Annotated in this window: 19 protein-coding genes and 4 pseudogenes; 14 read left to right on the top strand and 9 right to left on the bottom strand. The window is 57.5% G+C overall.

The annotated features are described in order from the left end of the window. Window positions 1–132: 132 nt before the first annotated feature. Together NKI70_RS31825 and NKI70_RS31820 are read right to left on the bottom strand one after the other, a co-directional pair. Window positions 133–612: a c-type cytochrome gene (locus NKI70_RS31825; RefSeq protein ID WP_352457996.1), complete on the bottom strand. Its 480-nt coding sequence runs from the start codon at window positions 610–612 to the stop codon at window positions 133–135. Window positions 613–667: 55 nt separating this feature from the next. Next, window positions 668–1,123 (bottom strand): annotated as a pseudogene (locus NKI70_RS31820) (IS1 family transposase); the annotation flags it as partial. Window positions 1,124–1,416: 293 nt separating this feature from the next. On the opposite strand from NKI70_RS31820, the gene NKI70_RS31815 reads away from it, so the two are divergent. The 3 genes from NKI70_RS31815 to NKI70_RS31805 all read left to right on the top strand — a co-directional run bounded on the left by NKI70_RS31815 (window position 1,417) and on the right by NKI70_RS31805 (window position 3,176). Further along, a complete protein-coding gene (locus NKI70_RS31815; RefSeq protein WP_031212899.1) occupies window positions 1,417–1,668 on the top strand; it encodes a hypothetical protein in 252 nt (83 codons plus the stop codon). Between the two features lie 66 nt (window positions 1,669–1,734). After that, window positions 1,735–1,986, top strand: coding sequence for a helix-turn-helix domain-containing protein (locus NKI70_RS31810; RefSeq protein ID WP_352700494.1), 252 nt, complete (start codon window positions 1,735–1,737; stop codon window positions 1,984–1,986). Continuing rightward, window positions 1,986–3,176, top strand: a complete 1,191-nt coding sequence (locus NKI70_RS31805; protein ID WP_352700493.1) for a tyrosine-type recombinase/integrase — start codon at window positions 1,986–1,988, stop codon at window positions 3,174–3,176. The genes NKI70_RS31810 and NKI70_RS31805 overlap by 1 nt, the downstream gene beginning before the upstream one ends. Before the next feature lie 707 nt (window positions 3,177–3,883). Here the strand turns inward: NKI70_RS31805 and NKI70_RS31800 are convergent. The 6 genes from NKI70_RS31800 to NKI70_RS31775 form a co-directional block, all read right to left on the bottom strand. Further along, entirely contained in the window at window positions 3,884–6,085 is a 2,202-nt protein-coding gene (locus NKI70_RS31800; RefSeq protein WP_352641395.1) for a xanthine dehydrogenase family protein molybdopterin-binding subunit, read from the bottom strand. A gap of 3 nt (window positions 6,086–6,088) precedes the next feature. After that, window positions 6,089–6,547, bottom strand: coding sequence for a (2Fe-2S)-binding protein (locus tag NKI70_RS31795; RefSeq protein WP_352641397.1), 459 nt, complete (start codon window positions 6,545–6,547; stop codon window positions 6,089–6,091). Window positions 6,548–6,784: 237 nt separating this feature from the next. Then, on the bottom strand, window positions 6,785–7,081 hold the full coding sequence (locus NKI70_RS31790) for a DUF4917 family protein (RefSeq protein ID WP_352726136.1): 297 nt from the start codon (window positions 7,079–7,081) through the stop codon (window positions 6,785–6,787). Window positions 7,082–7,754: 673 nt separating this feature from the next. After that, the gene (locus NKI70_RS31785) at window positions 7,755–9,170 is read right to left on the bottom strand and encodes a mannose-1-phosphate guanylyltransferase/mannose-6-phosphate isomerase (RefSeq protein ID WP_352622068.1); all 1,416 of its coding nucleotides are present in this window, start codon (window positions 9,168–9,170) and stop codon (window positions 7,755–7,757) included. Between the two features lie 242 nt (window positions 9,171–9,412). After that, window positions 9,413–10,402, bottom strand: a complete 990-nt coding sequence (locus NKI70_RS31780) for a nodulation protein NodZ (protein WP_352726134.1) — start codon at window positions 10,400–10,402, stop codon at window positions 9,413–9,415. 393 nt (window positions 10,403–10,795) lie between these two features. Then, window positions 10,796–10,951 (bottom strand): hypothetical protein, encoded by a 156-nt coding sequence (locus NKI70_RS31775; RefSeq protein WP_352641401.1) that lies wholly within the window; start codon window positions 10,949–10,951, stop codon window positions 10,796–10,798. Window positions 10,952–11,198: 247 nt separating this feature from the next. Here NKI70_RS31775 and NKI70_RS31770 point away from each other — a divergent pair, with 247 nt between their 5' ends. From NKI70_RS31770 to gmd, 3 genes and pseudogenes are all read left to right on the top strand, one after another. Continuing rightward, window positions 11,199–11,603: a hypothetical protein gene (locus NKI70_RS31770; RefSeq protein ID WP_352479097.1), complete on the top strand. Its 405-nt coding sequence runs from the start codon at window positions 11,199–11,201 to the stop codon at window positions 11,601–11,603. 438 nt (window positions 11,604–12,041) lie between these two features. Then, a pseudogene (locus tag NKI70_RS31765) lies at window positions 12,042–12,358 on the top strand (nodulation factor ABC transporter ATP-binding protein NodI); the annotation flags it as partial. A 141-nt stretch (window positions 12,359–12,499) separates the two neighbouring features. Beyond that, on the top strand, window positions 12,500–13,570 hold the full coding sequence (gmd, locus tag NKI70_RS31760) for a GDP-mannose 4,6-dehydratase (protein ID WP_352571700.1): 1,071 nt from the start codon (window positions 12,500–12,502) through the stop codon (window positions 13,568–13,570). 124 nt (window positions 13,571–13,694) lie between these two features. Here the strand turns inward: gmd and NKI70_RS31755 are convergent. After that, a pseudogene (locus NKI70_RS31755) lies at window positions 13,695–13,973 on the bottom strand (integrase core domain-containing protein); the annotation flags it as partial. 922 nt (window positions 13,974–14,895) lie between these two features. Between NKI70_RS31755 and NKI70_RS31750 the strand changes: the two are divergent. The 8 genes and pseudogenes from NKI70_RS31750 to NKI70_RS31715 form a co-directional block, all read left to right on the top strand. Next, window positions 14,896–15,168 carry a hypothetical protein gene (locus NKI70_RS31750; protein ID WP_023803258.1) on the top strand — a complete coding sequence of 91 codons (273 nt, stop codon included), beginning with the start codon at window positions 14,896–14,898 and terminating at the stop codon, window positions 15,166–15,168. A 123-nt stretch (window positions 15,169–15,291) separates the two neighbouring features. Further along, on the top strand, window positions 15,292–15,990 hold the full coding sequence (locus tag NKI70_RS31745) for a thermonuclease family protein (protein ID WP_352641406.1): 699 nt from the start codon (window positions 15,292–15,294) through the stop codon (window positions 15,988–15,990). A gap of 245 nt (window positions 15,991–16,235) precedes the next feature. Beyond that, window positions 16,236–16,703 carry a hypothetical protein gene (locus NKI70_RS31740; protein ID WP_352641407.1) on the top strand — a complete coding sequence of 156 codons (468 nt, stop codon included), beginning with the start codon at window positions 16,236–16,238 and terminating at the stop codon, window positions 16,701–16,703. Next, a complete protein-coding gene (locus NKI70_RS31735) occupies window positions 16,660–17,820 on the top strand; it encodes a hypothetical protein (protein WP_352726132.1) in 1,161 nt (386 codons plus the stop codon). The genes NKI70_RS31740 and NKI70_RS31735 overlap by 44 nt, the downstream gene beginning before the upstream one ends. Beyond that, window positions 17,804–19,006: a PAN domain-containing protein gene (locus NKI70_RS31730; RefSeq protein ID WP_352641411.1), complete on the top strand. Its 1,203-nt coding sequence runs from the start codon at window positions 17,804–17,806 to the stop codon at window positions 19,004–19,006. Before NKI70_RS31735 ends, NKI70_RS31730 begins: the two co-directional genes overlap by 17 nt. 710 nt (window positions 19,007–19,716) lie before the next feature. After that, entirely contained in the window at window positions 19,717–20,613 is an 897-nt protein-coding gene (locus tag NKI70_RS31725) for a helix-turn-helix transcriptional regulator (protein ID WP_352726130.1), read from the top strand. Between the two features lie 312 nt (window positions 20,614–20,925). Then, the gene (locus NKI70_RS31720) at window positions 20,926–21,699 is read left to right on the top strand and encodes a transporter family protein (protein WP_352641415.1); all 774 of its coding nucleotides are present in this window, start codon (window positions 20,926–20,928) and stop codon (window positions 21,697–21,699) included. 324 nt (window positions 21,700–22,023) lie between these two features. Then, window positions 22,024–22,278, top strand: a pseudogene (locus tag NKI70_RS31715) (arylsulfatase); the annotation flags it as partial. Window positions 22,279–22,364: the final 86 nt, after the last annotated feature.

Here is a 22,364-nt window from a genome sequence, read left to right as displayed (position 1 = left end):
CCGATTGGACCAATAGTCCTCAAACGGGAGCCGGATGTCTAGTGAAGAGAATTCCGGGTAGTGGGTCAGTTTGAAATCTGACGCTGCGCTTTTTGCCAGGCGCCGTTCTTCGCTCAGCTCTGGGCATATTTGTCAGTTCTTCGGCATTTGGGGTGGCACAAGTTGAACGTATGGCGTCGTCGGTTCCTTATCAGGGCGAATGCGACTGGGGGCCGGCTTCCCGTGTTTGCCGAGCGACCTAATGTATTGATAGAGCGATTGCATATCGCTCTCGTCCATCGCTCGAAGATTGTACCAAGGCATCGGTGGAGACGTTCTAATGCGCTTCAGCATCCCTACAAATCCACGCTCGGTCATTACCGAAGCATCTATCCGAAGATTGGTCGCATAGGTCGTGCCCCAAGGACCGCGCCAACCGACCGAGTTGCCCATTAAAGCCTTTTCAGGATCAATCTTGCCTTCTGTTTCCCGGTAGCCTTCGGTATGGCAATCGTGACACCCGCCGATGATTGATACCTGCAACCCTCGTTCGACCGATACTTCGCCTTGAGCGAAGGCTGCAATTGGCATCGTGAGACCGGCTAATAGGAAAAACAGGCTTGTGACACGCATCCTTCCCTCCCATGCGTTCCGCTAAGCAGTATGAGCCAACGTCCGAAGGCGACGGCTAGCTTGAAAGGCTCTTTTTGTAAGGGCCGCGAATAGCCGGTTTCTCGGCTTCTCTCGCTTCGATCAGCGCAACGATGTCACCAATCTCCCAAAGCTTGTCAGTGACGCCAGTGGCCATCGCAGGCGTCATGCGCAACGTGGCATGGATGCGAACAAAATTGTAGTACATGAAATGCAACGCCACCGCATTGGCGTGAGCCTCCACCTTCTTGGAAAAGCCATTGGTCAGGCGAGTGAAGCGGCGCATGTGCATCCGCATGGTCAGGTTCTGGCGTTCCGCAAATGACGTGCTGACATGCTTGATGTCAGGATTTCCTTCGATCCGTTCTTTCCGCGCGCCAGTGCATTCGGCGGGGCTATAGCGGCCCTTGGCGCTGTCAGGCGAAGTGCCATAGAGCTTGATCAGCATGGCATAGTCGATATCGCCGCCGAACGCACCTTCAACAGCCTCTAGCGACTTGAACCCCCGACGTCAGCACCGAAACATTCTGCCGCATCTTACCCTGTCCGATTTGCACGTCGCTACTCGCCTTTCCCGAACGAGCCGGCCAAGCAGCTTCCGCACCACGCAACATCTCTTATCTTGGGCAACACGGTCTCTTCATTACCGGATGTGCGGGATGTGGATTTGTTGTGCCGAGTGCAATATGGCCCCGTTTACCGGGACCGAGGCTTGTCGAAACAGTCAACCGCCTGGATTTGATATCGTTGTGCTGTTTCAGTACCGACGTTCTCGAGGCCGCGTCTATGAAGAGTGACGCGCTTTCGTACCCGCCCCGCGGCCTCTCTCGTGAGGAAGCAGCGCGCTATGTCGGCGTCGGATCGACACTATTCGACGACATGGTTGCTGACGGCCGCATGCCGAGGCCTAAGCACGTCAACAGTCGCGCGATCTGGGATCGTGTGGCGCTCGATATCGCTTTCTCCGCCCTGCCAGACAAAGACAATGGTCTCCAACAACTATTGGAGCGGAGCAAACGAGAGCCGACAAGGAGATAAGCAACTACGCACATTGCGTATACGCTGCAGGCGTAGTACAGTCATCGCCTGAGCGGATGAGATGACGTGAACGACAATGAAAAGCTCGCGCGAGAAGTGAAAGCCTGGCGGGCGAAGGGAGGATTCACCGCCGAGAGTGCAGCCAAGGTCTTGGGAATACCGAAACGCACTTTTGAAGGCATAGAGCAAGGTCGAGGCTTCCCTTACCCGGTACTCTTGCGCATTGCCATGGAAAGCAAGACCCTTTCGCTTCAGGCAATGTTGGAGGATTCCCCGCCTGTGGAGCAACGGCAGCGGAAAACTCAAAGGGAGATTTGATGGTCAGGCCTTTTAAAGATGTCCGCTACCCCGGCGTTTCGTCGCGCATCAAGAACGGAAAGCTCGTCTATCGCTATCGCGGCAAAGGAATGCCCGAAATTCGGCTTCCTGGCGCACCAGGCGATCCTGAGTTCGAAGGCGCCTATGAACAGGCAACGCAAGGCCAAGGCCAAAAGGCCGTCATCATTGACTTGCCCGGTCGGGCGTTGCCAAAGACATTTGGTCATGCTGCACGCCGACTTGAAGCGACGATGGAATGGCTGAACTTCGATGAAGCGACGCAGCAGAAGAATGCTCGGCTTATTGAGTGCTTCCTTCAGATGCAGGTCGATCCTGCCTATCCGCTGACTTGGCGCAATACGCCGGTGGAACATCTCGATGCCGACCATCTGCGTGCGATTATCGAAAGCGTCTTTGCCACCAACCGGACGGTTGCCAAGCACCTGCTGGTGGCAATCAAGAAGCTCCTGTGGGTGGCGATCGAAGTTGAGAAATGGATCAAACCGCAGGACGATCCCTCGCTGTCGATCCGCGTCCGCATTCCCAAATCGACTGCCAATCCCGCCTGGCCGATCGCCATTCGTGAAAAGTTCGAGGCGCACCATCCAATCGGCTCAGCGCCGCGCACCTGCTATGCGCTCGGTTTCTGGCTCGGCAACCGACGCGGCGATATCGCCTCACTGGAATGGGACGACTTGGTCTTCGAGGAGATCGAATTGTTCGATGGCTCCTTGGAAACAATCGAAGCCTTCGACTTCCGACAGCAGAAAAATCGCAACCGTCATGGCGGGCGCGAGATGTTCATCCCGGTTGTGGACAAGCTGGCGCAAGCTTTAGTGCCATTAGATCGCTCTAAGGGTGGCACGGTATTGAAGAACGCCTATGGGCGTCCGTTCTCCGAAAAGAGCCTCACCGGCATGATGGCACATTGGAACAAGCAGGCCGGCATCCCGGAGGGCTACACCTTGCACGGGCTGCGCCGTACCTTCGGCACGTATCTCGCCGAATGCAACATCCAAGCGCGCGCTATCATGGAGGCGATGGGGCATTCTTCAATGACGGTAACAGACGAGTATGTGCGAGAGGCCAATAAGAAACGGATGGCTGTCGATATCGCCCGCGCCATTAACGAGCGGGAAGCCAAACGCGACGCCATGAAGCAACGGATACCCCTGCGCGTCATCAAATGAGTGAATCAACCCGACCAAGTGGAGGGTGGCATATCGGCCGCCCTTTTTTGGGCCCATAATGGGCCCAAACGTTTTGGGCCGAGGCGTATTTTCTTCAATAAAATCAATGGTTATGGTGGGCCCGGAGGGTATTCAGAAAGCCATAAAAATCAATTGGTAAGAGATCAGTGGGACTTCAAAGCATTCAAATCTTTCCCAATGTTTTTCAATGTTGTTGTCCCACTCAGAAGTGCCTCAGTCCACCAAACCGACGCACTGAACGCCTCACTCGGAAGGGAGGTTTGCGCAAGGTGAAAGGAAGATCGCGTCGGTGTGCAGCCTTCCTGAGAAAGGTCGCGGTAGAGCCAACTGCTGACGCTCAGCGCGAAGACATCAATGTCCTGTTATGGGGCCGTCAGAGGACCGGCCGCTTCTCGCGCCCAGAAAGCGATAGCAGACATGCAACTAGGTGGTACAAAAGTCTCTAGCGTCACCCTTTCGAGACATTTGCGTGCGGCATTTGCGTCTCGAAAGCGGTTCTTCAGTGCCACCAGCACCAACGACCGTCTGCGGTCGTTCAGAACACGGGTTACCGTCTCTAAACCGGATATTGGACCGGGCAGCCGCCGGAAATTGATCGAATGGAGGTGATCGCCTGTCAGGAGGCGTTCAAAAATGACCTACGACCGCGATCTTCATCGCGGCCGTTTTCATGGTGTCATTCCCGGCTATGCTGACAAGTTCTTTATGATCGGCAGCTTGCGGATCGTCTTGCCCGTCGCCGCCCGTAGCGCGTTGGCGACGGCCGGGCCGATCGGCGGCACACCGGGCTCGCCAACGCCCGTGGGCGGCTCGTCGGACGGCACAATGTGCACCTCGACGCGCGGCATCTGCTCGATCCTGAGCGGCGTATAGGTGTCGTAGTTCTCTTGGTCTATGACACCGCCCGTCAGGGTCAGCTCCTCCTGGAGGATCGCGCCTAGCCCGAAGCCGATACCGCCCTCCATCTGAGCGCGGATCTGGTCAGGATTTATCGCGGTGCCGCAATCTACCGCGCAGACGACGCGGTCGACTTTGAAATCATTTCCATCGTTGAAGGTGATCTCCACCACCTCGGCGACATAGGTCGAGAGGCTTTCATGCAGGGCCACGCCGCGGAAACGGCCTTCCGGCAGAGGCTTGTCCCAGCCTGCCTTCTCAGCAGCCAATTTCAGCACGCCGGCATGCCGTGGATGGTGACCGAGCATCGACAAGCGGAAGTCGACCGGATCACGGTTCGCAGCGGCGGCGAGCTCATCGATCAGGGTTTCCATTGCATAAGCGGTGTGGGTGGAGCCTACCGAACGCCACCACAGCACTGGGATGTTCACGTCCGTCGTGGTCAGCTCGACCTTCAGGTTCGGGATCGCATAGGGCAGGTTGGTGGCGCCCTCCACGGAGGTCGGATCGATGCCGTTCTCGATCATCGCCGCAAAGGGCGAACCGCCCGCGATCGATTGGCCCACGATGTGGTCATGGAGAGCGACGACATTGCCTTCCTTGTCGAGCCCCGCCTTGACTGCGTGCACATAGACCGGCCGGTACCGCCCACCCCGCATGTCGTTCTCGCGGGTCCACTGCACCTTCACCGGCTTGCCGGGTCCCAGTGCACGCGCTGTGGAAACAGCTTCGATAATGAGATCTGCGTCCGAGACCGCTCGGCGGCCGAAGCTGCCGCCGGTCTTCATCACGTGCAGCCTCACCTTGTCCGGCGTGGTGCCGCCTACTTGAGCGGCAGCCGCCTGATAAAGGTCGGGCATCTGGTGTCCGCCCCAGACGTCGATGGTGCCGTCTTCGTTGATTCGGGCGGCCGCGTTGAGTGGCTCGATCGAAGCATGGACAAGATAGGGGAATTCGTAGTGCCCTTGGATGACTTTCTCAGCACTGGCCAACGCTGCGGGAGTGTTACCGTCGTCGCGCGCGGTGGCCGCGCCCGGATCGTCTGCTGCCTTAGTGTATTCGGCCATGATCTCGGCCGTGCCGCGCCTTTCGGCCTTCTCTTCGTTCCAGGTCACCTCCACGAGATCGCGGCCCTTGAGCGCCGTCCACATGTCCCTGCCGACCACGGCAATGCCGCGCGGCGTCTGGACGACATCGACAATGCCGTCGAGTGCCTTGGCTTTGGAGGCGTCGAAGCTCTCGATCTCAGCGCCGAACTTCGGCGGATGGATCATAACGGCCGTATTGAGTCCATCCATCTTGAGGTCGATCGTGTAGGTCTGCGCGCCATTGGTCTTGCCGGCGGAATCGTAGCGCTTGAGGCTGTCCGATCCGATCTGGGCCCACTTGTCGCGCGGCTTTAGCGGCACGTCGTCGGGAACCGGCATTCCCGCTGCGGCTTCAGCCAGGTCACCGAAGCGCGCCTGCATCCCTAAGGCGTGCGACACGACCCCGGAAGCGACTGTGATCTCGCCGGCTGGCACGTCCCACCGCTGCGCCGCGGCCGCCACCAGCATGGCCCGTGCGGCAGCACCCGCCTTGCGGTAGCGCTCCCACGACGAGCTCATCGACGTGGAGCCACCGGTTCCCTGCGCGGCCCCGCCCCAGGCGAGATTGCCGTAGAGCGCGGTATTGCCATATCCGCCGACCACGTGGACCTGCGCCCAGGCGCCGTCGAGCTCTTCCATAACCAGGGTGGCGATGCCGAAATAGGAGCCTTGTCCCATCTCGAACTGCGACGAGTGGATGACGATTCGGTTCTCCGGTGTGATCTCGACATAGGTCTGGAAGGGGTTCGCCTGGACCGCTGCAGGCGTCGTTTGTGCGTTGGCGGGCGCGGCCATCATTAGCCGGTAGCCCACGGCGAGGCCCGCGGTGGTGACGGCCGTGCCGAGGAGGAACTGGCGGCGCGTGGGCCCCACGGCATTATGCTTCGGGAGAAACTGCAACATGCCTCAGGTCTCCAGCCGGTTGGCGGTCTCGTGGATGGCCGCGCGGATGCGATGATAGGTGGCGCAGCGGCAGAGATTGCCGCTCATCGCCGAATCAATATCATCGTCCGTCGGCTTCGGCGTCTCTGTCAGGAGGGCCACGGCCGACATGATCTGGCCAGACTGGCAATAGCCGCATTGAGGTACGTCGAACTCGGCCCACACGGCCTGGACCGTTTCGCCGATCTTGCCCGACACGCCCTCAATGGTGGTGATCGAGGCTCCTTCGATGTCGCCGACTGCGGTCTGGCACGAGCGCGTCGGCATGCCGTTAACGTGAACCGTGCAAGCGCCGCACTGGGCAAGGCCGCAACCGAATTTCGTTCCTGTGAGTCCGATGCTGTCACGGATCGCCCAGAGCAGCGGCATCTCTGGATCGACGTCGAGTGTTCGCGCCTCGCCATTGAGGGTAAAAGCGACCATGGCTTGCTCTCCTTGTCCTGAGCTGGCTATCTCGTTGCGCCTCCGCCCGGCTAGGAACCGGACTCTTCTTGCTGAGGCATAGCGACCACAGACTAGGATCGCGCAGCTCGAGCAACAAGCCGCTAGCTGGCGATCGCGAGATCGTGAAGTGGCTCGTGTCGAAAGGCTGGAGGCAACTGAATGTCATTTTTGGGCCGACCGGCCGGTCAGTTTCCGGCTCGATGACCTGGTTGGCAGTCATTCCGCTTCTAAGCCTAAACCCCAGACATGAACTGTACCAGCATCATAAAAGACGACATCAAGCGGCGATTTTTCGTTGCGCTGCACCGCTAGCTCGTTCGCGTGGTTCATGATCCGCTGGTTATGCGCGGATGCTGGTTCACCATAGATGCCAACACAGAGCTTGCGAAACTTGCCACGCGCTATGCGGTTAAGGACGTGGTCGTCATTCGTAGCGAGCGAATGGCCGAAAATGAAGAAGCAATGGCTGGCGGTCTTCACATTCGCGGTGAACTGCTTGAAGCCTTGGTACAGGTAGGCATTGTGACGGATCTTCGCCTTCTTCTGGGCGCTGGTGGGCTGATGAAGGGCGGCTTAGGTCATGATTTCCGGTTCATCGCGCTGCAATGACCGATGAGTCACAGACGCTGCATTTCGCGCTAGACCGCAGCTGCGGTATTCTCGATCATACGCTCAGCCATCCTATTCGCACCTCGTTGCCGCCGTTCGCCGCACCTATCGATCGGAGGCCTTCCAGCCTCGCGATAGCCGCGCTATGTGGCTGCACACAACCTGACGACGAAGAGGAGCAAGATTGGACATAGAAGCCGCACAAGATCGCCTTCCCCTGTCCTTGCTCGTTTTCATGCGAAAACAATCAAACTGAGTGCTGCGGGGATAGCGAGGTCGATTTGGCCCACTTCAGAGCAAAGTCGGCCATAAGCCATTGATATAATTTTGGTGGGCCCTGAGGGTGCTTGGAAAGTCAGAAATATCAAAGGCTATTCGACAGTGGGACTGTGTTGCGTTACTATGCTCTCCGGTCTTTTCCGGTTGATTTGTCCCACCCCTGATGCCGATTGCGGTCCTTCGCCGCTGCGTTGGTCAATTCCCGATTCCACAAGCATCCGGTCCTGAGTGGGCAGACGGCCTTCCTAGTGGTAATTAGTCAGCGACACGTTGACCGTTCTCGTCATGCGGGTGAAATCTACGTTCGACCATATACGTCGTCGAAGCGAACGATATCATCCTCGCCGAGATAATCGCCGCTCTGCACTTCAATGATCACTAGGTCAATTCTGCCTGGGTTCTCCAGCCGATGCTTATGGCCGCAGGGGATGTAGGCTGATTCGTTTGTCGCCAGGAACAACTCCTGCTCGCCATTGACGATTTTCGCGGAGCCGCTGACCACGACCCAGTGCTCCGAACGATGATAGTGCATCTGCAGGCTCAGCCGCCGACCGGGCTTCACCTCGATGCGTTTGATCTTGAAGCGCTCGCCTTCCTCAAGAACCGTGTAGGTACCCCACGGCCGGTGTACCGTGCTGTGGACCAGGTGAGCTTCATGTCCTGAAGCCTTGAGGCCCTCGAACAGCTTCTTGACGTCCTGAACGCGGTCGCGGGATGCGACAAGCAAAGCGTCCGGGGAATCGACGATCACCAGATCGCTGACACCGACCGTGCCGATGACGCGCTTGTCGGAGCTCACATAGCTGCCGGTCGTGTCGACCATATGCACATCGCCGCGTATCCTGTTCCCGCTTTCGTCGGCGGCGATCAAATCGGCCATTGCGTTCCAGGATCCGATGTCGTTCCAATCCATGTCGCAGGCAACCACGGCAAGTTTGTTCGTCTTCTCCATGACAGCGTGGTCGAGCGAGATTCGCGGGGCGGAGCCGAAATGCTCAGGCGCGAGTTCGATTTTGGCAAAGCCTTCGCCTTGACTGAAGCGGCCGTTCTCGTAGCTGTCGGAGACGGCCTGGATCACCGCGGGGCAATGCGATGCCATCTCGTCGAGCATGGTTTGTGCGCTAAAGCAGAAAATGCCGGCGTTCCAGAAGAAGCGCTTGGACGCAACATAGGCTTTGGCTGTGTCCAGATCCGGTTTTTCAACGAAACGGACGACTTTCTCACCATCCGCTTCGATATAGCCGAATGCCGTGTCCGGTCTGGTTGGGGTGATGCCCAATGTGGCGATCCGCCCGAGCTTCGCATGTTCGATGGCCCGGCACATGACGTCTAAAAATGCAGGCAGGTTGCCAACCATGTGATCGGCTGGGAAGACGCATAGAATCGCGTCAGGGCCTTGCGTTGCCTTGGCATGGATGGCGGCTGCCGCAACGGCTGCGGCCGTATCCCGGCCTTCAGGCTCGAGCAGAAAGGTGCGTGGCAGGACCACGGAATCTAGTTCGTCGAACTCGTCCTTGGTAAGGAAGAGGTGTTCCCCAGATGTCACGGCGACGAGTTCCACTACGCCCTTTATCGAACCGACGCGCAACACAGTGTGCTGCATCAGTGAATGCCCGTCTGCCACTTTGAGGAAAGGTTTAGGGTGCGATTGCCTTGAGGCGGGCCATAGCCGCGATCCGGCTCCGCCGCTGATGATGACGGGAACCACTTTCATATAACAACCTCGATTTCGTCTCTGGAGTGATTGCCCGCGCCCTCTCGAGCGTTAGCGTCACGATCGCCGTCGCTCTGGCTTGGTCTGCGGCCTCCGAGTAACAGCGAAGTTCTGGCGCGTTGCCGAACGGCCTCAGACGACGACGCTATCGGTATCGTACGACGCTTCCATGGCCTCGATGAGAAATGGACATTCAACTATGCCTGTTGGTTGCATCCGCCGAATTGTGCAGGTGACGGGTCTTAACTGAGACCAGAGATTCTTTGGCTGTCTTCTATCAAAATCAAACGACTTGGCTCCTTCAGATCGAACTCAATTACGCGTGGTACGAAAAGGCGTGCATATCGTGTAAAGGCGCTCGTCGGAGGAAACCGAATTACAGTATCGCAGCGCCCGAGAAGATACATCTCAACGAGGGCGGAAATTGCGCCGTCCATCCCAAGTGCTGCAGTGTGTAAGGGGCCGTCTTGATCGGATCGGAAATGCTTGGGGACGGTGAGAAGATCGGGAAACCTGGCCGACAGGTGATCCAGGATTTGCGCGCTGTCCGTGCACAAGAACAGCCGCACAGGCTTGGGGTGCGGTAACGCTTTAGCCTTATCAACCGCAGTGCACACTTGTCGAACGGCGAACTCCGGATCGGCCCAGTAGGGCGCATGGTCCATGATGTCTTCACCGTTACCATGTCGAACATGAACCCCGATGATGCTGTGCCCCTCAAAACATTCTTGGTAAATGGCATCTATGCGTGTTTGAATTTCAGACCGAGGCTTGACACTCTGGAAGACCTGCCGCTCGGCATCCTCATCGCAGCGCCACATCAAGCAAGCGTCACACACTACTGTGTTCGCTTCGACATCGTGTTCGGCCTGAAAGAGCTCGCCCAACTCGTCGCGCTCTTGGAAAATCTGCTCATCTGGGCGGTAAAGGCAGTCGATCGCTGGCCTATTCCACCACTCCGGGAAGAATGGACCCGGGAAGGAAAAGTCGTTGATCCGGTCGTCGCAAATAGCCGGTACGCCAGCGATGTCATTGATCGGTTGGAAGAACACCGGAAAGGCATTTGCGAAGGGTTGGTCGAGATAGCAGGACCCGCGCCAGTCGACGGCTAGCGTTCGTCCCGACCGCTGAGCGTAGCGCCAAGCGGCCGCCAGCGACCACAGACAATCACCGAACCCCGTACGCCTCTGAGAGACGACGAACCTGCGCTTTACCAATCCACTGACCTGCATTTTCGGAAATCTCGTTTCAGAGACGAGGTTGCATCTGGCTTGGGATCTCTAATCGATACTAGTCGACCGTTACGCCGGGCGATTTGGTAGAGGCTGCGCGCGGGGCAGAAGAGCTCCCTCAGCACTGCCTATCCTTATCTCTGTGACGCTCGCAAATCTTGACGCCGGGTACACTCGCTTCCGGTTTAAATTCAGCGTTCTCTAATGCGCCCGGCGACATGTGTAAAATTGATTGCGTGAATGTGGCCCATCCATGTGATGGATACTAAGGCGTTCCTTGACCATGAGCCTCTGCTGACGTGGGGCCGCGCTTTGCTAAGCGAAACAGCCGGTCGAGGCAGTCCACAAAGTCCCTTTTTCAAGTCCAATTCTTAACTGCCTCAACGTAACATGTCATTTGCGGGCGTTTCCTGAAGGACGGATGTGCAGGACCCGCCAGCCGTCGAATGTCAGGCGCAGGCCATCCACGTCATTTATGGCCATCATGGCGTCCGCTCCCATCGAAAGATGCGACACGGCGCCCTCTGACGCTTTCAAGTGCGCCAACATGGCGCAACTCCTGCCGGATAGCTTTCGAGCCGGCTGGACTGAGCGACTGGCACGCGATGCTGTGCGACGATGGCCGAGAGAGGAATTTTGGCGTCTGCAGCCATGTGGAGGATCGTTCCGACGGTTCTGCGGGTTCTCGGTGTCAGAGCCGACACCTGTGCGAACCCGCTCTCGTCCGTTTTCGACAGGCCCTTGAGGTTCATGACCCTGTTGTTCGCCGAGATCCCCCGCCAGTTCAGCGATCCAGGTGAAGATCGGCACGCCTGTCGATGCGGCGATCATCGCCTCGGCCAGCGAAGATGATGAAGAGGGCCATTGGGTCAAGTACAAGCGCCGACCAGCGTTTCATTGCTTCAAAGCCCATTTCGGTGCCTACGCCGATACGGCCCTTGTCGAGGAGATCGCCGTCACGGCGCCCACACCGAGGACGGCAACGCCGTTCCTGATGCTCTGCCCGACAATCCCGGCGAAGTGTTTGCCGACGGCGCCTACCGAGGCAATCATCTCGGCGACGCGGTGCGCGCCAAGGGTGGAAGGCCGCGCATCGTCGCAACCGCTATGTGGGGGCGCGACGAGGCCGAAAGCTCGACGCCTGGAACCAACCGATCCACAGAATTTGTACTCGGATCGAGAAGATCTTCGGCACCTGTAGCCGGATGCGATGGCGAGGGCTGGCAAAGCGGCCGTTCAAATTCGCCGCACTGCGATCGCCTACAGTATGAAACACAGTTTGATGGTCGCCTCGTCCCGCCCATCGTTGAAGCCCAGCCACCGTTTTCGGGCTAGCGCGCCCGAAATTTCTTGGAGGTCAATACGTAATGCCCGATCCGGCTTTTCGCCGCCGTCTCAGATGTGCGGTTCGCCCGAAGCCCCCGACTGCCACGAACTTTGTCTTCGCGCGGAGCGAAACCTCGCGCCCACGACTTTGTGCCGCCGATGGTGCCGCGCTGCCCTGTCAAACAATCCATTTTATGGATGCACCTCATCCAAACAATCGATTTCACTGATCAAAACAATTTCCATTAGAAGATGCTGAAGCAGGCAAAGATTACTTGGTCAGCGCAAAAGAGGGATGTTGGAGTTCTAGTGTGGCTTGGACCCACATGCTCGCCATTTTATCTGGGAACGGCTACGTGCCCTGCTGGCGCAGGGCAATACGATTCTACTGGCCACCAACTTCGTGGAAGAAGCGGAGCGGCTATGCAACCGACTGTGCGTGCTTGAGAACGGATGTAGAATCCCAGAAGGGCGTCCTAACTCGCTGATTGATGAGCAAATCGGGTGCGACGTGATTGAAATCTATATCGCTCACCCCGTGAGCTGAGTTCGGCACTCAGGCCGCATGTGCGACTTAGGCAGGTTAGCGGCGAGACTCTGTTTTGCTATGCCTCCAAGCAGGAGCAGGTGTGCTCGCTGGCTGACACTGTCAATGACGAGCTCCGCGCCGCATCTGTCGAAATCCTACCATAGGGTATGAGGCGGGCCGCAGTTTGCTGGCGGTGTGGCGAGCCAGATTCGAGACTTCAACTACCATAGAGCAGGAAGAAAATGAGCGAGAACAGGAAAGTTGCTCTGGTTACGGGCATAACGGGACAGGATGGTGCCTATCTCACGCGTCTTCTGCTGGAAAAAGGCTACATCGTTCATGGGATTAAGCGACGTTCCTCTTCCTTCAACACGGGTCGCATCGAAGACATCTACCAAGACCCGCACGATCCCGATCCGCGCCTAATTTTGCATTACGGTGACCTCACTGATGCGACTAATCTCATCCGAGTAGTTCAGGAATCCCAGCCAGACGAGATTTACAACTTGGCCGCTCAGAGCCATGTCCAGGTGTCGTTCGAAACGCCGGAATACACAGCAAACGCCGACGGTATCGGAACATTGCGACTTCTTGAGGCGATCCGCCTCCTCGGTCTGAAGGACAAGACCCGCTTCTATCAGGCCTCGACTTCAGAGCTCTACGGCCTCGTGCAATCCGTACCGCAGAACGAAACAACGCCCTTTTATCCGCGCAGCCCTTACGCCGCCGCCAAGCTCTACGCCTACTGGATCGTGGTCAACTATCGCGAGGCCTATGGTATCCATGCTTCCAACGGCATTCTCTTCAATCATGAAAGCCCACTGCGCGGCGAAACTTTTGTGACGCGCAAGATCACCCGCGCCGCCGCTGCTATCTACCTCGGCAAGCAGGACAAGCTTTATCTCGGCAATCTCGATGCTCAACGCGATTGGGGCCATGCGCGTGAGTACGTCCGTGGTATGTGGATGATGATGCAGCAGGATCAACCGGATGATTACGTGCTGGCGACGGGCAAGACGACCCCTGTCCGCCAATTCGTCGAATGGGTTTTCGAAGATGTCGGCGTCGAGCTCGAATGGCGTGGTGAGGGAGTCGACGAAAAGGGCTATGATGTCGAGACCGGCAGATGCCTAGTCCAGGTAGACCCACGCTACTTCCGCCCCACGGAAGTCGATCTTCTCCTGGGCGATGCCACCAAGGCGAAGGAGAAGCTCGGCTGGGTGCATGAGACATCCGTGCGCGAGCTCGCCGCGGAAATGGTGCGGGAAGACCTCAAGGTCATGCAGACATCGGTAATCATGAAGGAAGCATAATGTACGATCTGAAGGGAAAAGCCGTGTGGGTCGCGGGCCACAAGCATGGTGGGCAGCGCTGTTGTAGGCCGCCTCGCGTCTGAAGACTGCAAAGTTATGGCCGCCCTGACGTTTCCCCCAAATTTTATCCAGTCGTGAGTTCGTTTCCGGGGGTGGATTTGCCCTGATGGCCGGTGGACGCGACGGGTGCTGGCGCGGAGCGTTTCACGTTGCGCAGCGCGAGCGACCGTCGCGGGTTGAAGGTCGATGCAAATTCGTTGGGTGTCTGCCATCCGATGTGCGAGTGCGGACGCGCGCCGTTGTAATCGGCGCGCCATACATTGAGCCTCGCGCGGGCCTGGGCCAGGGACGTGAACCGCGTCTCGTTGAGGAGTTCATCGCGAAGGGGGCCGTTGAAGCTCTCGCGTTAGGGTCCTAGCCAACCTCCGACTGTGAACTCGCGGAAGCGATTTACAGCAAGCGCACACAGCAGCTCGTCCACGGCGTTCGTACATGAAGTTTGGAAACTTATAATACTGGTACACACCTCCATGGGGAACATTATCTCCAATATCTCAGCGATTACCGGATAGCTATCTGCCTTCACCTACCTCGGCCTAGTGCAGAATCTTGGCCGAATGAACTCGGCGCTCTTGCTGCACACCAATCGTCCGTCCCGCGCGAAGTGCGATCATACCGCCGCAGCTTACCTTCAAATCCGGCACTGTCGAGGATCTAGATCCAAGCCGACGGCGCCGGGGATCAAATAAAAAGCCGCCGACCGAAGCCAGCGGGCTTGATTGGGATGGCCCGCGCGGACGGTCAAGGCTGCGCCGGCCGACCATGGCGGAGGGACCACCTTGGTCAACGGCACGGCCCGATGACGGCGTGCCGATGTACCACAACATGCGGCGAGATAGAGCCTTCCGGCGTCGCGGAAAAAAAGCCCGCCGGTTTTGAGCCAGCGGGCAAGTTCTGGAGTGGCTGAGATCAACCCAGCATCAGTCAACGACCGGCGGAAGGGTTGGTTGCAGTGGATGCCACCTAGCCGCAGCATGCTGTGAATCGTAGCAAAGTGAAAAACAAAACTCTGGACTTCTAGGTCGGACTCGCCCCAATATTTGTTTGGGGGGATTCACATGAAAATTGGAGCACTCATCGCAAGTGCAGCCCTGTGCGTCAGCGGCTGCTCTACGAGCGCTGTCGTGTCGGACAGCGATCTCACGGCAATGAATACCGTTGCGCTGTGTCACGTTCTCGCCAGCAGCACGGACGAACAGTATCGTAGTCGGGTATCGGCCCTTCTAGTGCGCAGGCGCGCAACAGCAGAGAAGTGCACCAGGCTTGTGCAAACCGACAATGCTGTCGCGACAGGCATAGCGGTCGCGGCTGTCGGCGGCGCAGCTGTGGGTGTCGCTGCCAACAACGGCTATGGAGGCGGAACATATTACCGGCCACCGCCACCACAAACCTATGGCGTCGCGTGGGACCAATTCTATGGCCAGAACTACAGCGTTATCTGGCGCTGCCGCGACCGGTCCACCGGACGGTTCGTTGACGACTACTATTGCGCCGGCCTGCCCATGGTCGACAGCGCATGGCCGGGCTGGTCGGCGTAGCGGATGAGCAGGCCATACCGCAAATATCGATTCAATCGGTGGCAGAGACCCACCGGTGCCAAGCTGTGGCGTCGCCAACTTGCGAGCGTGCCGGCAATGCTCGGTCTTACGGCAGCGGCGGCAGTGGCCGCCTTCCTGGCGCCGTCGGGCGCGCAACGTAGCGACGATGCATCAAAGGCCAGCCCACGAAGGGCGGCGCCCGCCTCGCTTACCGGTGTCGCTTCCGTTATTGACGGCGATACGATCGAAATCCACGGCCAGCGCGTCCGTTTCAACGGCATCGACGCGCCAGAGAGCCGGCAGCTGTGCCGCGATGAGAATGGCGCTGAGTATCCTTGCGGCCGGCGATCGGCCGAAGCGCTGGACACTTTCCTGGCCGCGTCGAGGCCGCTCGAATGCACATTCGTGACGTGGGACCGCTACCACCGCTTTGTCGGCGATTGTCGGCGCGCTGACGGCGCGGGCGTAGCCGCCTGGATGGTCGAGCACGGCCAGGCGCTGGATTGGCCTCGCTATAGCCAGGGCGCCTATGCGGGGCAGCAGGCGCAAGCCCAAGCCTCAAAGATCGGCCTGTGGGCCGGGACGTTTCAGGCACCCTGGGAATGGCGAGCTGCGCACGCCGACGGCGCGGCGCCGTCGAGCCGCCAATGGGGCATCATCAGCCGTAAGCTGGTCGCGCAGAGCGGCTATTCTTGCGAGCCGCGGAGAACGTGCAAGCAGATCGGTTCCTGCGACGAAGCCAACTGGTACCTGCAAAACTGCTCATGGGGCGGAAAACTCGATCGCGACAAGGATGGGATCGCATGCGAAACACTCTGCTAGCTGAAATGTAACGGAGTAAGCGCTACGGCCTGTTCGGCTTTCCGCTTACACCGATCCAACGAAGACCATGCATGGGCGACGCGGTCTGCTAACCCCATTTTTTGACGAGGTATTCTATATCTGAAGGGCAGAAAAAGTTATTGCGACAATAGAGAGAAGACGCCTTAACTAAGACTTTCAAAACCGTTAAGTGTATGCTGGCAGGCGATCAAGGCGTGATGTTGCCCTGTCGGGGGGCGAGTAAAATGCAGACTGTGATGAGTCAAAAGCTGGCAAGCTATGGCCAGTGGACCTACCGTGGTGCCTGGGCCCTAGAGATTGCGGCCGCAGCGATTGGTCTTACGACAGGTGTAGCATTAGGCGTACAAGCGTTTTCTGCAAGCGAGTCTGTCACTGCAATGGATTTGACGCTCGCCAGTGCACCCTTTCTCATGGTCGCAATCGCGGAGCTCACCAAGATACCGATAGCTACACTGCTTTTCAGCGCGTCTTGGCTCTGGAAGCCCATAATCTTGGTCTTCCTCCTGGTTCTTGCAGGCATCACTTTCGAAACTGTCTTTATGGGGATGGAGAGGGCAGGCGCATTGCGTCAGCTGCGTTATGAGGAGCTCGTAAACAAGATTGATGCCCTTGAGCAGGAAGCGACAAAGCTCGCCTCTGCTGACGAACTTGGTCGAAGAGCCGATCAGGTCGATCAAGCGTTCCGAAATTGAGCAGCTGACCTCTCTTGCAGAAAAATCGCGTGCGACCTCTCAGTCGCAAATTGCCGAGGCCAATGCGGAATTGGAGGGAACGACAGCCCTTACTCCAGAGGCCTCGCGTGTTCGCGATCAAGTGGATGAGAAAAATGCTGTTCGATCGGCGCTGATTCAACAGGGTGATCGCGAACTTAAAGACGCTGTCGATCAGTTTGAGCGCCAACGCGACAGCTTTGTTGAACGTATCAAGATGGCGCGCGATTCAGGCGACAGCGACTCGGCACGCAGGCTAGAATCGGAAGTGGCTAAACTTGCCAACCCCCGCACGAAAATTATCACCAAGTTCGACACTCGGATTGAGCCGCTCGATCAAGAGATTGCTGCGCTGCGCGAAAATTTCGATCGTTTGCGGGCAAATAGCCCTCCTATGACTACTGACCAGAGGCAGAAGCTTGTCGATAGGCGTTCGTCTCTGGAGCAAACGCGCGATAGTGATGCCGCGGCTTGGCAGCGTCGATTGGATGAAGCGGGCAAACGGCTCGCAGATGCCCAGGCGGCAGAAGCCAACAAGGCAAACACCTCGGCGCAAAACCAGGTCAGACAGGACCAGATTGCCAAAGCCCTCAGCGCCTTTGCCAAGGTGCGGATCCCAATGGCGCGGACAGATCAGGTCCGCCGTATTGCCTCACGGTGGTACGGCAGCAAACCTGAACTGGTGACTGAGGCACAGGCCGGAATAATCTCTGTGATTTGGTTCGGCTCGCTCGCGCTCATCGCCGCGCTCGCGGGACCAATTACGGCAATGGTCGCTCTAGCGCTCCAGCGCATTGCCGCCCGAGAAGAGGACAATTCAGAGAGCAAGACTTCCAGGCTGCTCCGCAGAATGCTTTTGAGTTGGCGCTGGCGGCGGGTTCGAACGGTCGAGGTACCGGTCGAAGTTACGGTAGAGAAAGAAATTGAGAAGCGGGTAGAGGTGCCTGTCGAAAAAATCGTCAAAGAGATCCTCTACGTTCCGCTCTTCACCGACGACCCCGAAGTTGTTCGCAAGGCCCTCGACCAGGATTTGCCGCCTGAGGTCTCAGACCTCGTGATGGTATCAATGAAGGATCGCCAAAGTGCTCGTCCGGCATAACACCACCCTGCTTGTGCAAGCCGTCGATCTCGCGGTCAAAAGGTCAGCGATTCCAACCTTGCAGGCTCAAGCCGCGGCCCAAGAGAAGACAGCCCGAGCGACCGCCTTTCGCCGAATGGCGACTGGCGGAGCCATTGCAGTGGCGGCGGTCGGGATTGGGCTAGGCATCAATCTTGGTCTAGGGGACAAAACCTTGCCGGAGCCGGCAGCTTTGCCGACCATAGAGCAGCCAAGCGATCTCACCTCCCCAAAATATGAGCCGCCTATTCCTGTTCCAACTCCAAAGCCAATTCAGGAGCAGGCGCCCCAGGCTGACGTCCCTACCAGGCCTGACGTGGTGACCGTCGACTTCAACAAGTTCGCCACCAAGAACGTCGAGTTCCAAGGCACCACTTGGGAGTTAATCACAGGTCACCACTTCAAGGATGAGAACGACGAAACCTGGGACCGAGCGTGGTGTTACTCTCGGCGGAGTGTGAACGGCGTAGACGTAAATGTATCATTGGCAGCTCGTTCTGCCCCGACAGCGCCACCAGCCGGGCCTGGCGCTGCTGCTCAGACGCTTCAGTTGGTCGGCCTTAATGATTCATCCGCTGTCGATCTTGCAACAAGATGCGCGTGGCTGGATGGTCGCACATTTGCGTCTTCAGACATCATTCCTGACCGGTCACGAGAGCAGGCCGCAACTGTCCCCGCAGAAACTCCTGCGACAGAGGTCGATCCAGATAGTGGATTTGTTGTCGTGTCAGGGTGGGACGCGATCGGAAACGACCTGCCGGATATGCCAACTAGGAACGTGAGTTCTGAGCAGTGTCAAACCGCCTGCGATGCCGACTTCAGGTGTCTAGCGGTTACTTATAACACAAAATTTCGAGCTTGTTTCATGAAAGGGGACGCATCGCTACTGGTCAAAAGCGAAGAGTCGATCATGGCCGCAAAAAAAGTGGTCGAGAGCAATTTGCGCTACTCGAATTTGGTGTTCGCCACAAAAACGGAAATTTCTGGCAATGCCTATTGGACCTCTCCGCTCCGATATCCCGACTGCATACTGCAATGTGCAAACGACAAATCCTGCTTAGGGTTCAATTTCCGCAAAAAAGAGAGTGCGTGTGTCCTTTTCAACAGCATAACCCAATCCGCTGATAACGCAGCGGTCGCATCTGGCATCAAGAGCGTCGCCAACTAAAGTTGAAGCAAAGCACCTATCCTCAAGGAGCGATTGAAGCCAGGCCACTTGTCAAAGAAAGTGGCTAGCAAAATTCTACGATAACCTTGGGGTTAGCGGCAGGAATGTTCTTCGACGAAGCTCTAACAGAATGCAAAGTGGAGCCAACTGAGGCATCTCAGAGAAAGAATTGTCGTCGGCGCATTGCGGGACCGTCTGACTGAATGTCAAAAATGGGGCCGCAAGCGGACGGTCAGGTTCTGGAATGAACTAGCCAGAAAGGTGCCCTTCCGCTGGCGAGCCCCATCTCGGCCGATTATACAATTCCACAGTCGGCCAACACCGTCCCGTAGTGCCCAAAGCCAGATTGTTCAAGCTTGGCAATAAGACTCGGCGCCATCAAGCCAAATCGACACGATCCCAGGTAGGCAAAGCCCTGATTTCGTTGAAATATTGAATAGAATCCTCGTCGTGTCGAATATTGCAAGCCTCGTTTTGACGTTGTGACATCGTCAGGTTAAGGTTAGAACCTACATTAGGTCGAGAGAGGTTTGTTCGCATCGCCACAACGTCTAGTGTAGTTAGTATGCATCATCACATTGATCGACAATGCTTGTGAATTGGCCAAAAAATCGAGGTTCTTGCTGCGTACCCGATCGAAGAGGTTGCTGCCTTGTTTTGTAGCGGGCCGTTATCGGCCCGGTTTGGGATTGGATCTGGCGGAGGATTGAATGTCCGAGCTTAGTACCACCGCCCGCAAGGTCCCGATCGACAGCGTGGAAGCGCTTCGCGAGGCGGTCGCTGGTGCGGATTTCGATATCGTCCAACTTGCAAAGGGCAACCTGACAGGATCGTTGACGCATCTGAATATCGGAAGCTTCTCCATGAGCATTGGCCGGTTCTCGTCTGCCGTTCGCTCGCGCGGCGTCGTTAGCCCCGACAGGTTGACCTTGGCAATGCTCCTTGATGGGTCCAATCCAAGATACAGCTGGAGCCACGATGTAATCCCGGGAGACATAGGAGTCTTTCCGCCGCGACTCGATCACGAGAGCGTCTATCAAGGCCCTGCATCATACGCGACCATCTCAATGTTGCCGCCTGACATCGCCGAGGTCCTCGTGGAAGAGAACCTGCCCCAAGACGTATTCAAAGTCGCGAACCGCTATCGCCTTCCCACACAGATCAGAGCGGAGATCCGGAAACGCTTTCTGGCCATCATCGCACAAGTAGAGCCAGGTACGCTTGAGTTATCGCCCGCCGCCGCTGATTTCCTAAGGCGGTCACTCAAGGAAGTGTTCGCAATGGGCATACTTCAGTGCATGCCGCCGACACCTCCCGTTCCGGTCCATCACGGTGCTCAGCTTGTCAACGACGTCGAAAATCATATGGAATCGGCAGGTGTGCGCCCTGTCCACATCTCGGAAATCTGCGGCGCCTTTCAGGTTTCAAGACGTACCCTTCACAGGGCGTTCCTCGAAACTCTTGGCATAGGGCCGATCGGCTACCTTCGACGCAAGCGGCTATGCTCGATTCAGGCAATCCTCAAACGAAGCGACCCGGAGATGACGAACGTTTCGGACATCGCCATCGAGCATGGTTTTTTCGAGCATGGCAGGTTTTCTGGCTAATATAAGGTCCTGTTTGGCGAAACTCCTTCGGAGACGCTTCGGGCTGGCGCTGGGCGATTTGGACCAAGTGTCCAGCCAGAGCATGATTTGAGATTGCACGGCTGACGAGTGGCACAAACTGCACAAGACGATGCGTTTGGATCGGCGTACCATCAGTTGTTTGAGTAGGTGTGATGCGAGGGATTACTGTACACTTCACGGCAGGAAAGGCCTGAGCGGCGCGCCAGCATTTGGTCTAAGGCAGAATTACCAGAATTGCGTCGGCATTTATGCACGACGTAAGTTCTAGTTCTGTTTTACGGGAGGCGCACTATGGGCCGGTCATTTTCCTACCTCGCCGCCACGGTCGTTGTGATCATCTGCACCCTGTCATCCGGTGCCGGAGCTCAAGAGGCCAAGGATACTTCGGGAACAAATCCTGCGGTGTTGAGCAGGACCTTGGCGATCTCGAACGAGTATCGATTTCTGCCTGGTGATGAATATTACGACATCACCAACCTGCGCTACACGGAGCCGTTCTTCGACGGGAAGGCTTCGGTCCGCCTGACGTTGCCGTTTGATGGAACAAACCTGACAGGCGACAACCAATTCGGCATCGGCGACATCTCGGCGAAGTTCAACTGGATCCCATATATAAGCAGGCGGCAGGCGTTCATTCTCAGCGCCGAGATTTTCGCGCCCACTGCCACCGAGGATGTTTTCGGCAGCGGCAAATGGGTCGCCGCTCCCGGACTGACCTGGGTCTATTTTGCTGGCCCGGAGATCATTGTCGCCCCCGCCTACATCCAAAGTCTCTGGTTTGCCGGCGACAGCCACCGCGCTGACGTCAATCGCGGCGATTTCGACCTCTATGTCGTTTACAAGCCCCACGCCAAACGCTGGTGGCTCACGTCGGATGTGACCGCCAGCTACGATTTCGAAGCCAAGAAGGCACCCATGTCTTGGGAGGTCGCCCTGGGCTTCAATCTGGGCAAGTTGGCAAGCGGCGGGGCCATCAACGGCTACATCAGACCCGGTATTGGTATCGGCAACGACCGCCCTTACGACTTCAACATGGAGGTTGGCGTTTCGCTTGTTAGCTTTTAGCGGGACTTGAAGCACGGTACCCGCCATTCAAGTTTGCCGGCAATCTCGGCCGAGTGACGGTGGAACTAAAGTGAAAGCCTTCTTCGTGCACGCTCAAGTGAATGAATGGGTAAATTGAATGAGAGGAAAGAAGAGAAACCGGGCTAGCTGTCTGCGCGTAAGCTCTGGTTGGGTGCACAACTGCTGCATGTAACAGATCGCGATTTCCGTCCATCGCCATCGCCCAAAGCACTCACGCCGGTATTTGAAACTGTAATGTATTTCACTCTCTAACTACTGAAGATTAAAAAACCTCAGCCCCGACGCTTGCGAAAGGAGCAGGCCATGAGTACTAGAAACGATCAAGTCGATGCCGTGAACCAAATCACACAAGGCTCGCTCGTCAGCCGCCGCAACGTCCTGCTCGGCGGCACCACGCTTGCCGCGGCGTCCGCCCTGGCTGCGGGTACTTCGATCCAGTTGGCGCAAGCCACCGCGGCCGGCAGCAAGCCGAATATCCTCGTCATCTTCGGTGACGACATCGGCTACTGGAACACCAGCGCTTACAACCGCGGTATGATGGGTTACCGCACGCCCAACAGGTCGTGTCCCCAGACGTGGTGTAGCTCGGCGGTAGCGAAGCCGCTCGCGAGCGCGCCCTCAACAGCGCCGTAGCGAGCGAGCGG

The sequence above is a fragment of the Mesorhizobium sp. M0500 genome, from assembly GCF_040321165.1.
Classification (GTDB): Bacteria; Pseudomonadota; Alphaproteobacteria; order Rhizobiales; family Rhizobiaceae; genus Mesorhizobium.
The sequence above is the reverse complement of the archived record's forward strand: the minus strand, read 5'-3'. Positions and strand labels throughout refer to the sequence as shown.

What these genes read in the sequence shown, in the direction of transcription:
- NKI70_RS31800 (WP_352641395.1), bottom strand. Translation starts at nt 6,085, where the DNA reads ATGTTGCAGTTTCTCCCGAAGCATAATGCCGTGGGGCCCACGCGCCGC.
- NKI70_RS31815 (WP_031212899.1), top strand. Translation starts at nt 1,417, where the DNA reads ATGAAGAGTGACGCGCTTTCGTACCCGCCCCGCGGCCTCTCTCGTGAG.
- NKI70_RS31775 (WP_352641401.1), bottom strand. Translation starts at nt 10,951, where the DNA reads ATGTTGGCGCACTTGAAAGCGTCAGAGGGCGCCGTGTCGCATCTTTCG.
- gmd (WP_352571700.1), top strand. Translation starts at nt 12,500, where the DNA reads ATGAGCGAGAACAGGAAAGTTGCTCTGGTTACGGGCATAACGGGACAG.
- NKI70_RS31805 (WP_352700493.1), top strand. Translation starts at nt 1,986, where the DNA reads ATGGTCAGGCCTTTTAAAGATGTCCGCTACCCCGGCGTTTCGTCGCGC.
- NKI70_RS31780 (WP_352726134.1), bottom strand. Translation starts at nt 10,402, where the DNA reads ATGCAGGTCAGTGGATTGGTAAAGCGCAGGTTCGTCGTCTCTCAGAGG.
- NKI70_RS31720 (WP_352641415.1), top strand. Translation starts at nt 20,926, where the DNA reads ATGGGCCGGTCATTTTCCTACCTCGCCGCCACGGTCGTTGTGATCATC.
- NKI70_RS31795 (WP_352641397.1), bottom strand. Translation starts at nt 6,547, where the DNA reads ATGGTCGCTTTTACCCTCAATGGCGAGGCGCGAACACTCGACGTCGAT.
- NKI70_RS31825 (WP_352457996.1), bottom strand. Translation starts at nt 612, where the DNA reads ATGCGTGTCACAAGCCTGTTTTTCCTATTAGCCGGTCTCACGATGCCA.
- NKI70_RS31725 (WP_352726130.1), top strand. Translation starts at nt 19,717, where the DNA reads ATGTCCGAGCTTAGTACCACCGCCCGCAAGGTCCCGATCGACAGCGTG.
- NKI70_RS31785 (WP_352622068.1), bottom strand. Translation starts at nt 9,170, where the DNA reads ATGAAAGTGGTTCCCGTCATCATCAGCGGCGGAGCCGGATCGCGGCTA.
- NKI70_RS31740 (WP_352641407.1), top strand. Translation starts at nt 16,236, where the DNA reads ATGCAGACTGTGATGAGTCAAAAGCTGGCAAGCTATGGCCAGTGGACC.